The sequence below is a fragment of the Paenibacillus sp. FSL K6-1217 genome (assembly GCF_045040735.1).
In the GTDB taxonomy this organism is placed as follows: domain Bacteria; phylum Bacillota; class Bacilli; order Paenibacillales; family Paenibacillaceae; genus Paenibacillus_AQ.
In genome coordinates, this window is record NZ_CP150271.1 from 6,495,387 (window position 1) to 6,508,384 (window position 12,998).

The 12,998-nt window shown below is 54.0% G+C and carries 13 protein-coding genes; 11 read left to right on the forward strand and 2 right to left on the reverse strand.

Going from position 1 to position 12,998, the window contains the following annotated elements:
* Nucleotides 1-2: 2 nt before the first annotated feature.
* The 8 genes from MHH28_RS28665 to MHH28_RS28700 all read left to right on the forward strand — a co-directional run bounded on the left by MHH28_RS28665 (nucleotide 3) and on the right by MHH28_RS28700 (nucleotide 8,220).
* On the forward strand, nucleotides 3-803 hold the full coding sequence (locus MHH28_RS28665) for a type II secretion system F family protein (RefSeq protein WP_405108115.1): 801 nt from the start codon (nucleotides 3-5) through the stop codon (nucleotides 801-803).
* A gap of 18 nt (nucleotides 804-821) precedes the next feature.
* Nucleotides 822-1,694 (forward strand): type II secretion system F family protein, encoded by an 873-nt coding sequence (locus tag MHH28_RS28670; protein WP_405108118.1) that lies wholly within the window; start codon nucleotides 822-824, stop codon nucleotides 1,692-1,694.
* Between the two features lie 13 nt (nucleotides 1,695-1,707).
* Nucleotides 1,708-1,896 (forward strand): Flp1 family type IVb pilin, encoded by a 189-nt coding sequence (locus tag MHH28_RS28675; RefSeq protein ID WP_405108121.1) that lies wholly within the window; start codon nucleotides 1,708-1,710, stop codon nucleotides 1,894-1,896.
* The gene (locus tag MHH28_RS28680) at nucleotides 1,893-2,558 is read left to right on the forward strand and encodes a TadE/TadG family type IV pilus assembly protein (RefSeq protein WP_405108124.1); all 666 of its coding nucleotides are present in this window, start codon (nucleotides 1,893-1,895) and stop codon (nucleotides 2,556-2,558) included. The genes MHH28_RS28675 and MHH28_RS28680 overlap by 4 nt, the downstream gene beginning before the upstream one ends.
* A 202-nt stretch (nucleotides 2,559-2,760) precedes the next feature.
* Nucleotides 2,761-4,920, forward strand: a complete 2,160-nt coding sequence (locus MHH28_RS28685) for a hypothetical protein (protein ID WP_405108126.1) — start codon at nucleotides 2,761-2,763, stop codon at nucleotides 4,918-4,920.
* Nucleotides 4,921-4,934: 14 nt separating this feature from the next.
* Nucleotides 4,935-5,936 carry a TadE/TadG family type IV pilus assembly protein gene (locus tag MHH28_RS28690; RefSeq protein ID WP_405108129.1) on the forward strand — a complete coding sequence of 334 codons (1,002 nt, stop codon included), beginning with the start codon at nucleotides 4,935-4,937 and terminating at the stop codon, nucleotides 5,934-5,936.
* Between the two features lie 25 nt (nucleotides 5,937-5,961).
* Nucleotides 5,962-6,471: a prepilin peptidase gene (locus MHH28_RS28695; protein WP_405108132.1), complete on the forward strand. Its 510-nt coding sequence runs from the start codon at nucleotides 5,962-5,964 to the stop codon at nucleotides 6,469-6,471.
* 39 nt (nucleotides 6,472-6,510) lie between these two features.
* Entirely contained in the window at nucleotides 6,511-8,220 is a 1,710-nt protein-coding gene (locus tag MHH28_RS28700) for a DUF6382 domain-containing protein (RefSeq protein ID WP_405108135.1), read from the forward strand.
* A gap of 41 nt (nucleotides 8,221-8,261) precedes the next feature.
* Here MHH28_RS28700 and MHH28_RS28705 read toward each other — a convergent pair whose 3' ends face one another.
* Both MHH28_RS28705 and MHH28_RS28710 read right to left on the reverse strand, forming a co-directional pair.
* Nucleotides 8,262-9,164, reverse strand: coding sequence for a TIGR01777 family oxidoreductase (locus MHH28_RS28705; RefSeq protein WP_405108137.1), 903 nt, complete (start codon nucleotides 9,162-9,164; stop codon nucleotides 8,262-8,264).
* Between the two features lie 50 nt (nucleotides 9,165-9,214).
* Entirely contained in the window at nucleotides 9,215-9,679 is a 465-nt protein-coding gene (locus MHH28_RS28710) for a DUF2621 domain-containing protein (protein WP_405117297.1), read from the reverse strand.
* A 172-nt stretch (nucleotides 9,680-9,851) separates the two neighbouring features.
* Here MHH28_RS28710 and MHH28_RS28715 point away from each other — a divergent pair, with 172 nt between their 5' ends.
* From MHH28_RS28715 to MHH28_RS28725, 3 genes are all read left to right on the forward strand, one after another.
* A complete protein-coding gene (locus MHH28_RS28715) occupies nucleotides 9,852-10,979 on the forward strand; it encodes a deoxyribonuclease IV (protein ID WP_405108140.1) in 1,128 nt (375 codons plus the stop codon).
* A 45-nt stretch (nucleotides 10,980-11,024) separates the two neighbouring features.
* Entirely contained in the window at nucleotides 11,025-11,921 is an 897-nt protein-coding gene (gene purU / locus MHH28_RS28720; protein ID WP_405108143.1) for a formyltetrahydrofolate deformylase, read from the forward strand.
* Between the two features lie 277 nt (nucleotides 11,922-12,198).
* The gene (locus MHH28_RS28725; RefSeq protein ID WP_405108146.1) at nucleotides 12,199-12,987 is read left to right on the forward strand and encodes an SAF domain-containing protein; all 789 of its coding nucleotides are present in this window, start codon (nucleotides 12,199-12,201) and stop codon (nucleotides 12,985-12,987) included.
* The last annotated feature ends 11 nt before the right edge of the window (nucleotides 12,988-12,998 follow it).

Genomic DNA, 12,998 nt, shown 5'->3' on the forward strand with positions numbered 1-12,998 from the left:
TCATGAAGAGGACACCGCCAGAGCTGCCGGGTGGCGCAACTGCAGCGGGAGAGCAGGCGTTGCTGCCGGATTATACCGTATATGAGCTGACCTCCCTGCAAAGAATGCTGGTCACTTTGGGTGCCGGGCTCCTGTTGTTTGGTGTTGGTTACCTGTTCTATCACCGGCTGCTCCTGGCGGCACTGCTTGTCCCCGGAAGCGCCTATGGGCCGAAGCTGCTGCGTGAATATCTGCTGCAACGCCGCCGGGCTGCGCTGAATCTGCAATTCAAGCAGATGCTGTTCTCGCTCTCTTCGTCGCTCTCCGCCGGACGTTCGGTGGAGAATGCCTTCCGTGAGGCCGTGCAGGATCTGCGGATGCTTGACCCGGAGGGTGCAAGTGACATGATTTCCGAGCTGAATATCATCTGTGCCCGGATGGAGAACGGGGAGCCGATTGAGGATGCGCTGTATGAATTCAGCAAAAGAGCTGGGATGGAGGATGTGGAGCGCTTCGCGGATGTGTTCATGGTCTGCAAGCGTACAGGCGGGGATCTGGTTGAGATCGTACGCCGCACCTCATCCATCATTGGCGAGAAGCTGGATATCCAGCAGGATATAGCAGTGAGCATTGCCCAGAAGAAATTCGAGGCCAAGGCGCTGCTGGTCTCCCCGCTGATGATGGTGATGTTCATGAGTCTAAGCGCCGGGGACTATATGGAACCTATGTACACTGGTGCAGGAATAGCGGTGTCGACACTGGCGCTGATTGCGCTGTTCCTCTGTTATCTCTGGACGAATAAGATCATGGATATTCCGCTGTGAAGGAGGGGAGTGAAGGAGATGTCATTGATCTGCGGTGCAATTCTGCTCCTGCTTGCAGCAGGCTGGCTCATATTGAGGATGAGATGCGGAAGCCGTTATGCTGCACTGCGGGCGCTGCCGATGGAAGGCCTGCGGCTGCGGCGGCTGGGTGAGCCTCTATTGTTACTGGTAGAGAAGGGCCGAATCGCCAGTTATCTCCCCTCCGTGATGTTTCGGATACAGCGCTCGCTGCAGCGGATCTATGGTATGCGCAACAGTGCAGAACGGACCTTGCTGTTCATGGGGGAGATGCTTAGCTACAGCTGGCTGCTTGCCGCAGGCGGAAGTGCGCTGACCATGCTTACGGGAGAGCAGGCGGGAATAATCCTCGGAGGGCTCTTGGCAGTTGCACTCCCGGTGGCGATGGCTAGCGACTTGCACAAAAAGGTACGTGTGCGGGAGCAGAATATTATGCTGGAGCTTCCCGAGCTGCTGAACAGTATTGTTCTGCTGGTCGGCGCGGGTGAGACGGTTCAGCGGGCGATTGTCCGTTGTGTGAACAGCCGTCAAGGGGACAGTGCCCATCCGCTCTATGCTGAATTAATGAAGATGACGGCTGAATGGGATGGCGGCTACTCCTTCCAGCAGGCGTTCGAGAACTTCAGTAAGCGCTGTGCTGTGCAGGAGGTCTCCATCTTCACAACTACGGTGCTGCTTAATTACCGCAGAGGCGGGGCCGACTTTGTTCTGTCACTGCGGGATCTGTCGCGGATGCTCTGGGAGAAGCGGAAGGCAATCAGCCGCACACGCGGGGAACAGGCATCGTCGAAGCTGGTTTTTCCGATGGTGGTAATCTTCCTGATTGTGATTGTGCTGGTGGGAACACCGGCAATTATGATGTTAAAAATGTAGGAGGTAGAGGCGTATGTTAACACAGATGGCAGAAGGAGCAAGAAGCTTTTGGAAAGAGGATGAGGGGCTGGGAACACTGGAGATGATCCTGATCATTGCCGTACTGATTGCGGTTGTTCTGGTATTCCGCGAGGAGATTGTGAAGGTGGTTAAGGATCTGATTGGCACGGCCGGAGATAAGAGTCAGGAAGTCTTTGAGTGATTCCGCTGCGGGAGGATGAGGGTAGCTTCACTATCGAGTCTTCGCTCCTGCTGCCGATCCTTATGGGGATTACTATGGTGCTGCTGTTCTTCTCCTTGTATAGCTATCAGAAGTCGATGCTGCTGCAGATTGCTTCAGCTACTGCGGAGCGGGCTGCTTATAACTGGGAGAATAGTAACCGGGCGACTAGCGGGGAATTCCAAACGGGAAATGTTGATCCGCTGTACTGGAGAATCGGTGAGGATGGACTATTGGCTTCGCTATTCGGTTCAGGAGCAGAGAATGGAAGTACAGCTATTACACTGCCTGGTAATGCAGAAGAAGGAGGACCCCTGCCGGTTGTGAAGCTGCGCCGGGCATCACAGATGGTACCTGCCGGATTACCGGGAGAAATGAGCTATGTCTACGGATTCACTGGTCGCAGAATCAGTACGGAGTTGAAGAAGGTACTACATCTGCCTGTTCTGGACGATCTGTTGGCGGATGGGGCGATACCTGAGGTCTATGCCCGCTCCTACGTTACGGAGCCAGTTGAATTCATAAGAACGGTGGATCTCATGCGGTACTACGGGTCGAAGTTCAAGCAGCATTCCTCCGGCGGCAAGGAGAGCACCGGCATGGAGAAGAAGCAGGCAGCCCTGATGCTGGACAAGCTGAAGTAAGAGCTGCCGGTGAAGGGGCATCCAGTGCCGGGGTTGTTGAGGGAACGAGGGTAAGGGGGAAGTTCGGATGCGTATTTTCAGTCACAGCAGGTTCTTAAGCAAGTATCCCGGCCGGAGCCGCTGCTTGTATCGCAGATCTATATTCAGATCTATATATAGATGTTTTCGCTCAGCGGAAGGTTCGGTATCGGTCTTTCTTATTATGGTGCTGGCGTTTGTATTTCTTTTTAATGCAGTGCTGATTGATTACGCGCGAATTGCGGCGGTGAATGTGCAGGAGGAACGGCTGGCAAGGGCTGCTATCCGCTCGGTAATGTCTGCTTATGACATTGAGCTGCGCGAGAACTACGGCTTATTCGCCTTCGGCGGCGGTGACGGCAATCAACTGCTGTCGAAGGTGCTTAACGACAATCTGTACGAGAGCGGACGGGGCGATGCCTTCAATCTCCTGCCCGTGATGGTAGATTCCTCTTCACTGGACTGGAGCCGCCCGCTCGGCAGCTACGAAGTTTTCCGGCGGCAGATCATCGAAGAGATGAAATACAAAGCGCCGGTTGATTTCGCCCTGGAGCTGGCAGGCAAGCTTAAGCCGTTATCGGCGGCGATGACTGAGGCTTCACGCACAACCGAGATACTGGGGGACTTGCAGCCCTTATATGATCAGCGCGAGGAAGCGCTGGATCTCATGCTGCAGAAGCGTAAGGAAGCTGCTGAGAGTGCGCAGAACCTGCAGAAGCTGCTGATGAATCCTCCGGGGGACAGTATTCCGGCGCGTTCGCTCGCATCCTTGGCCGCAGCCTCCGATATCCCGGCGATGTACGGGGATTATGTGAACAAATACTATGATGATTATTACCGTCCGCCCAAGACATGGCCAAAGTACACAGCGGTTCTATCGCAGTATCAGGTTCAGATTGTTGAAATAACAGGCAAGATACCGGGAGTTCTGGCTGATTTCCAGGAGAGAAACGGCCGTCTGCTGGATGCGGCAGACGCCGCACTTGAGCAGGTGAAGGCACTGAACCTTCAGATGCAGAGTGTGCTTGATCAGGCGGATGCGGATGCCAATGCGGCGGGGGAGGATCCTGCCCGTAAATGGGACATTCCCGACACGGCCGGAGAGCTTAGCTCAGCGCCTCTTAAGAAGCTGAGAGAACAGGTGGAGGGACTGATTCTTCCTCAGGCAGAGCTTAGTGAGATGGGCAATAACATCGGGGTGCAGCGAAGCGCCGCGCTTCCCATGGAGCCGCTGGTCTCCGGTTTGCCAGCTGTATTGAGCACAGCATCCGGGCTGTATGCCGACTATTCTCTTATGAGTGCAAGTGTTCTTAATGCTTCCCGGGCAGTCAACGGCTATATTAGCAGCTACGGGCAACACGGTGCTGTTATAGCGCAGGAAGCGGCACAGATAGAGAGCCGCCGCACTGCGGACAGCCAGCGCAAGCAGATAGAAGGGCAGGCCAAGAAGAAGCTTGGCGATGCCATGAAGCTGCTGGATCAGATTCGTGCTCTGGGAAGCAGCGCCCAGGAAGCAATGGAGCAATATGGTAGTCTGCGCGAATACTACGAGGAGAATGTCGCATTTAACGAGGGTCTTGAGCAGGAGCCGGGGGCTGCCGTGAATTATGGTGATCAATACGCTGCGGGCAAATCGTCCATGAAAGATATGGACGGGATATATGCAGAAGTGGGCAGTGTGCTGTCAGGTGCCAGAGACCGGTTATACCAGACAGAGTATTCTGCGATGTATTTCCGGCATTTCGATCTATCTGCGTTAACCTCCCTGGCTTCCGGGTCTGCTGAAGGATTCGGTGAGCAGCTGGGAGAACAGCTGAAGCCGCAGGCACAGGAGCTGGAATATATTTTGTACGGATTCAATAATCCTGCAGGCAATGTGGCAGCGGCTTACGGCGAGATCTTTGCTCTGCGGCTGGCTGTGCGGACGATGGAAGGCCTGATTGAGAAATCAGGTATGGGCAATCCGCTTGTCGTTCTGGCTGCTGCACTGCTATACGGCATTGAACAGGCAATCCAGGATATGATACAGCTCTGCAGCAAGGGGGAGATTCCCTTATCCAAATATATGACTGCGCAGCTCACTTATCGTGACTATCTCCGGCTGTTCCTCCTGCTGCATGGGGGAGGCGAAGCACAGCTGGCCCGGATGCTTGCGCTGATCCGCCTTACTACCGGTATTAATCCGATAGAGAAGTATACATATGCCTCTGCCGAGCTCACGATGGGGATGCAGCTTTGGTTTCTGCCGGGTGTAGTGAAGCTGGTGAATTACAGTGCCGGACTGCCAGGTGATGTGCGGGGCAAAGTTTATTTCAGAAAAACAGCGGCGGACTTTTCTTACTGAAGGGGGACGGTGTAATGAAGCGCTGGCTGAGGAAACCGCCGGACCCTCACGATAAAGGCAGCATGGTTGTGGAGGCTGCACTGATTCTGCCTGTATTCCTGTTATTTGTTCTGTTCCTTATCTTCATTATCCAAATGACTGTGTATTCGACAGCGCTGCAGAGCACGGCTTCTGACACTGTCAAAATAATCTCAACCCATATGTATCCTGCGGCTCTGGCAATGGAGCAGCACGAGGGGGAAGGTGGCGGCGGGGGAGATGAAGCCAAAGAAGCAGGTGAAGCTGAGCACTCAGATGATGCGGACTCCTCCGACATCTGGAGCATTCCGCGGCTGTCGATAACGCAGTGGAGTGAGGACTACGTGGAGAAGCTTCCGCAGCCTATGGAGTCCTGGGTCAAGTCTGTTGTCCGGGAGGGGGAAGGGCCGCTGCAGAAGGTGCAGGCGGGAGCCTCTGAGGCGGCGCTGGATCTGGTGCTCAAGCCGATGCTGCGGCCGTATCTCTCCTCGGATCTGCTTGAATACAGCAGGATTCATGTATCCAAGGTCACTGTACCCGATCTGAGAAAAGGGACGCATCCGTATTTCGGCATGGTAGTCAGCTATGAGCTGCCTATGCGGGTCCCGTTCCTGAATGAAAAAATCGTGCTGGAGGCCAGCGCAGTTGAACGCTTATGGGTCGGCAACACCGATGCTTCCGGGGAAGGAAATCCGGTTGAAACTCCAAAAGATGACGGAACCATTGTAATCCTGGAGAAGCCAAATCCGGGTGTGGCGAATCACCAGGGCATTATCAGGGTGAAGGTGCCTCCCGGAGCTTCGGCCAATCTGTCGATCTTCTACAAGAGCGGCCAGAGTACTGCCAAGTACCTGGGCTGGAAGCAGGCGGATGAGCACGGGTACATCGAATGGGAATGGAAGATCGGCGTGAATACTACGCCGGGTACTTGGCCCTTTGTGGTTAGTCTGGCTGATGGAACTACGCTTCAGGCGACTTTTACTGTAGTGAAAAAATAAAAGAGCAGAGAAAAGAGGCGCACGGATGACGGAATGGGCGTTATGGGGCTGCCTGCCGTTCCTGACAGCGGCATTATTCACAGATATACGCTGGATGAGAATTCCTAACTGGATTACAATGCCTGCTTTGATGGGCGGGCTGCTCCTGCAGTGGATTATCAATGGCTGGCAGGGGCTGCTGTTTTCACTTTGCGGCGGCGGAGCAGGCTTCCTGCTTCTGCTGATTATGTATTTTATCGGAGCGGTGGGGGCCGGCGATGTGAAGCTCTTTGCTGCCATCGGTGCTTGGACCGGAGTGCTTTTCTCGCTTCAGGTCATTGTCTATTCAGTACTCTTAGGGGCGGTTGTAGGCTGGATTATCATTTTCTACAGGAGAGAGACAGGGCGCAGGCTGCGCAGCATGATTAGCAGAACAGCCGGGTTCCTGCTGCTCCGCAATGCAAGTTCGGCCTCAGGCCGGGAGGGGGAGCTGCTCCGGTTTCCTTTTATGCTGGCCGTGTTCCCGGGCTTCATCTGTGCTTTTATTTATTTCTGACTTAACGCTAATCGTGGACAGACTGGGAGGTGAAGAGACTTGTTTGGACTGGAACGGGATTTCATCCAGCAGGACGGAATAACGATGCTGCTGGGCAGATCCGGAGGACTCCGCGCAGGTGAGCTGAATATGGTGCAGGCCCGGATGCTGATGACCAGCGGGATACCGCATCATTTACGGCTGCTGCTTAGAGAAATAGATCTGCAGGTTACGCTGGAATACACAGTTGCAAGACGTAAAATGCTGGGAGCGCTGCTTAAGAGCGGGAAGCTGAGCATGACGGAATTCTTCGGGCTGATGCTGCAGATCGCTGCCGGGATGGAGGAGGGACAGCTGTATATGCTGCGTACAGAGCAGTATGCGCTTCATGAGGACTTTATCTTTATCGAAGGTACGCTCAGCAGCGGCAAGGTCTTCCTGACCTATATTCCGCTGGAACTCACAGAGCTCGCACCGAAGCCGGGAGAAGCCTTGAAATCGCTGATCATGGTCTTCATGGGAGCGATTCAGGAGTTAACGGGTGACGGGATTCAGCGGCTGCTGCAATATTGCGGGGAAGAAGCCTTTAGTCCGGCTGGACTGAAAGGGCTGCTCGCGGAAATGCTGACGGAGGTTACACCCCATAAGGCCAATTTTGAAGGGATGGAGGCTGCATATATAAGTCCGATGGCCGGTGCAGGCACTTCTGCTGCTGTGCCAGCAATGAGGATAGACTGGGCGCAGCCTCCGGCCCGCAGGCTGGAGGAACCGGGAAGGGAGCGACCGGCGGCCGCAGCGTTTCCCCGTGTACATGGAGATAAGGAGACACAGCCTTCCGGTTCGATGCTTAATCCCACGCCTTGGATGAGCGGTACGCCGCCACTGAAGCGGAAGGATGGATTATCAGGAGTTCAGGCATTAGCGGATACAACACAGAGAGCCGTTCAGGCTGCGGACAAGCAGAGTCCTTACAGGACGTATATATTGCTGGGGGCCGTGCTAGGAGATGCATTACTATGGAAGTTTCTCTATCTGAATGATCCCCGGACACTGTGGCTGGCAGTATGTGCTGCGGGAACTCTGATACTTGCGGCTGTGTGCTGGCTGGTGTGGAGCGGAAGGCTGGCTTGGGGCGAAGCAGAGGAAGAGGTGGATGCGCTGGAGGAGGGGCGGGATGATTATAGCAGCACCGCCCGAAACCGTAAGCTGAGAAGCGAGCTGGAGTGGGATTTCGGCAGGAATCCGGTAGATCAGCGTCCACCTGCACCGGTCTTCACCCCTTCGGTTCAAGCAGCTGATGCGGGAGTGAGCGGGTTCATGGCCAAACCGGCCGGCAGACAACAGGCTCCGCCGGCGATGGCCGGGAGCAGTCCGCAGAAGAGGGAAGCGGCACCGGCTACAGCGCTGCTGACGCGGGAACCTGCTCAGAGCACAGGGAGCGGGCTTCCCCAGGCCTCAAGGGCGGTGCCTTATCTGGAAAGAAGTGATCCGGATGACGGCGGAGCTCCCGAGAGAATTGAACTGAACCGGCCCAGCTTCATTATTGGACGTTCCGCTGAAGTGGCACAGTACATCGAGAAATCGGAAGGAGCTTCACGGGTCCATGCCGAGATCTCCAGAGCCTCAGGAGGATACATTCTGAAGGATCTGGACTCCAGGAATGGTACGCTGCTTGCTGGCGAAGCGATGGTTCCCTATAAAGAATATCCGCTGACCGAAGGCACGGTGTTCACCATTGTTAAGGGAACCTACACCTTTCACACAGCATGACAGAGGTAGTGAGGCGCGTGTAAAGATGGGATTGCAACAATCTACTGGTTTTTCAGTTGCTCCAGTGCGGGCTGCAGCGTGGGATAGGTGAAGGTGAAGCCGTGGTTGATGGCTTTGGAAGGAAGCACACGCTGCCCTTCCAGCAGAATCTCTGACAGCTCGCCTACAGCGGTCTTCAACAGAAACGCCGGTAAGGGGAACCAATGGGGCCGGTGGTAGACTTTGCCGATCATCCGTCCGAACTGTTCATTGGTGACCGGCTGTGGAGCGGTGGCATTAACGGGACCCTCTATCTCGGGATGAAGAATGCAGAATTCGATCAGCCGCACGATATCGGTAAGGTGAATCCAGGACATCCACTGCTTGCCGGTGCCGATTTTGCCGCCGAAGCCAAGCGAGTAAGGCAGCTTCATTTTGGGAAAAGCACCGCTCTCATTGCCGAGCACAATTCCTGTGCGCAGCTTGACCAAACGGATGCCGGTATAGGCTTCATCTGCAGCCTCTTCCCAGGTCTTGACGACCTCAGAAGGGAAATCGACAACCCGGGTCTCGGAAGCTTCAGTATAGGTATCCTGCACGGATGTACCATAAATAGCGACTGCTGAGGACTGGACGATCACGCGGGGTTTATGCTGAAGTGATTTCAGCAGCTTCCCGGCAGCGGTAACGGTTTCAAGACGCGATTCCATAATCGCCTGCTTCCCCTTAGGGGTCCAGCGCTGACTGAGTGAAGCTCCGGCAAGATTAATCACAGCATCTGCGCCTTCTGCCGCTTCAGGGCTGGTGGCCAGACTGTCCCAGGTAAGATAGCTAAGAGCCGGATGCACCAGCTTATTCTCGGGATTCTTACGGCCGACACTGATGATCTGATGTCCGCTGTGCAGCCAATATTCGGTAAGCTCGCTGCCGATGAATCCGCTGCCTCCGCAAATGATATATTTCATAGGGATGTCTCCTGTTCTGGACGCCCGATAGTGAAGTAACTTAATATATTTTATTTGACCAGATGCTTGTAAGGCGCGTAGTCGATGCCATTCTTCTCCAGGAAGGTGATCAGGAACTTGTTGTCACGCCGGGGCGTGGCGATAATATAGCCTTGGATACAGTGCTCACGGGTAACCTCCGGTGCATGGCTCTCCACAGCAAGCTTGCCGATCTCGGCAGCGATGGAGTGCTTGGCAATATCGCGGAACGGGCTGGGCACCGGCTGTACAAGCTGATCCAGAAAAGACTTCATCTCGTCGCTCCACAGCGGACGGCTGCGTTCCACCCAGTAATTCTGCCAGTCCAGCTTGGATTTGCCGTCAGCCTTGGGCAGCACCTTCAGAAATTTGCGGAACATAAAATAGCCGCCGATGCACATACAGCCCAGCAGTAAAAAGGTCCAAAATGCGATGGAATTCATAAACCAGTTGCTTGGTCCTGTGGATAATAAGCTTGAGGGTACATGGAAATGCATGAGTACACCGCCTTTGACAGTGATGATTATCACTTTCGTTTTGCTTATCTTGAGTATAGCGTATTTCCCTAGGTTTGCGAAGCCGAAGCAGCCTTACGGGGCTTGTCTAGATTTATTCTTCCGATCACGGTAGAATAAGGGTTAATTCGTGAAGGAAAGAGGGAAATTAAGCATGCTGAAAATAGGTTCACATGTGTCCTGCGCGGACAAGGGTCTCCTGAGCGCGGCCAATGAAGCAAATGAGTACGGATCTACCTCGTTTATGATATATACGGGGGCGCCGCAAAATACGCGCCGCAAGCCGATTGAGTCGATGTTCCCCGAGGAAGGCAAGCAGACTATGCGGGAGAATGGTGTCGCGGAGATTGTAGTTCACGCTCCTTACATTATTAACCTGGGCTCTTATAAGGAGAATACCTACCAATTGGCAGTAGACTTCCTGCAGGAGGAGATCCGCCGGACCCATGCACTTGAGGTCAAGCATATTGTCCTGCATCCGGGCGCATTTACCGATAAGGATTCCGACTATGGCATTCAGCGCATTGCAGACGGCCTGAATGAGGTGCTGGGCGGTACGAATGAGACCGATGTGCACATCGCACTGGAGACCATGGCTGGTAAAGGCACAGAGATTGGGCGCACCTTCGAAGAGCTTGCCTCGATTATAGATAAGGTCGAGCATCAGGAGCGGCTGTCCATTTGTCTGGATACCTGTCATATCCATGACGCCGGATACGATATCGTGAATGATCTGGATGGGGTGCTGAAGAAGTTCGATGATACCATCGGCCTGGAACGGCTCGGCGTTATCCATATTAATGACAGCAAGAACCCGCGCGGAGCGGGCAAAGACCGTCATACACCGATTGGCTCAGGCTACATAGGATTCGAGACGATCAACAATGTAGTCCATCATGAAGCACTCGCAGGTCTGCCGTTTATTCTGGAGACGCCTTGGATTGGCAAGGACGCCAAGAAGCTCCGTCCCATGTATGAAGTAGAAATCGCCCTGCTGCGCGGCAATGTCGCTGAACGCTTCGGAGCGGAATTTCTGCAGGAGCTGGAAGAGCTGCATGCTTTTTTTGCCAAGCAGGAGCTGGATTCACGCCGTTATGTGCTGGATGTGTGGGAGCTGCTGAAGAATGACGCCAAGGCCAAAAAAGCAGATCCCCGTGAACCGCTGGAGCGTCTCTATGATCAAGTCATAGCCGCCGGATTATTCCCTCAGCTTAGTGAGGAAGCCGTTAATCACCGGCTGATCGCCTGGCTGGCAGGCAAACAGCTGCTTGTGAAGGCATAGACCCACATAGATAACGTAAGCAGATGAGAGGATGAACGGAGAACTATGGAATTACATGTGAAGAGAGACCATTCAACAGGCAGACCCTATCCGGAGAGGGCACGTATGCTCATTTCCTGTCCGGACGGACCGGGGATTGTAGCGGCGGTATCGCATTTTTTGTATCAGCATGGCGCGAACATCGTGCAGTCGGACCAATATACGATGGACCCGGACGGCGGGATGTTCTTCATGAGAGTTGAGTTTGACCTGCCTAAGCTGGATGAGCGGCTGGAAGAGGTACGTTCCATCTTCGGCGGTGTTGCCGAGCGCTTCAAGATGAACTGGCAGATCTTCAAGGTGAGCCATAAGAAGCGGCTGGCGATCTTCGTCTCCAAGGAGGACCATTGTCTGGTGGAGCTGCTCTGGCAGTGGCAGGCGGGCGATCTGGATGCAGATATTGCTCTGGTGGTCAGCAACCACACCGATATGCAGGCTTATGTGGAATCCTTCGGCATTCCGTTCCATCATATTCCGGTCACCGCAGACACGAAGGCTGAAGCTGAAGCGCGTCAACTGGAGGTCATCGGTGAGGATATTGATGTAATTATACTGGCCCGGTATATGCAGATAATCTCCCCTTCATTCATCGAGCATTACCGGCACCGGATCATCAACATCCATCATTCGTTCCTGCCTGCCTTCGTCGGCGGCAAGCCGTACGCCCAGGCCTATCAGCGCGGCGTCAAGATCATCGGGGCGACCGCCCATTACGTGACCGAGGAGCTGGACGGCGGGCCGATTATCGAGCAGGACGTTCAGCGGGTCAGCCACAGCGATGATGTGAATGAACTGAAGCGTATTGGACGTACGATTGAGCGGGTGGTTCTGGCCCGTGCCGTCAAATGGCATATTGAAGACAGAATCCTCGTGCACCACAACAAAACAGTAGTATTTAATTAATCACCCTAGTCTTGCAGTTAATCGTTACAACCACTCCGGTAAAAGTCAGCACTCCTGCGTAACGCAGGGGGATAAAGAACATCGTTCCGGCCTGGCTTTTACCGGCATTCATCTTCAGCGGGAGCTTCCCGCAGCCTCAGGCTTCACAACCTCACAAGGATAATCTAATACACTTCTCAACCACTAAGGTAAAAAAGCATTTTACCGGCATTTTGGACATAGGCGCCAAGATGTATTTTGCTATGTGCAGAAATCACATTCAAAGGGGGTAAAGGGCTTGTCAACAAAGCGCGGACGTCTATTAAAACGCAATTATTTCTTCGCCGGACTTATCTTGCTTATCGGCTTCGGCGGACTGCTCGGTTATGATCTGTACTTCAAGCCTTATGTATTGTCACAGACCGTTGTCAAAATCAAGGTGGACGGCGGAAGCTTCCTGCCGAAGAATCATGAGCTGACAGCGGAGAATCTCTATCTGGATTCGGTACAGACCAAAGACATCCCGGCAGGGGTTGTCCGTAGTCTGGAGCAGGTGGAAGGGAAAATTACGAATGTCAATCTGACGGATGGCAGTATTCTGACCGAGTCGCTGGTGGATGTAAGTGAGCTGGAGCCACAGCAGGACGAAGGGATTTTCCCTATTCCCAAAGACGCGATCTATGCCATCAACGGTTCCCTCCGCAGCAGGGATAAGGTAGACATCTATCTGGTCGAAGGAGACTCGCCTGCAAAAGAACGCAGGGGATATAGTCCGGCTGCTGCTGCATCTTCACCTGTAACTGTTCCTGGAGGAGGAAATGCCTCAGGTGCTTCTTCTTTACTGGAAGCAGAGGTTCCGCCGGAGGTACCGGCCCGCAAAGTATTCTTAAGCGGAGTGACTGTAAACTATGTCCGTACGGAAGACAACAACGATGTACTCGACTCGGAGAACGGCAACAACAATAACCGGTTTACTTCGACCGGGAAGGTAGCAACGCCGGAGCTGAAGCTGAAGAAGAGCGACGGTGAGCTGCTGGGAGCTTATCTTGAGCAGGGCAAGAAGCTGTGGATTGTAAGGGTGGAGTAGAAGAGTTAGAT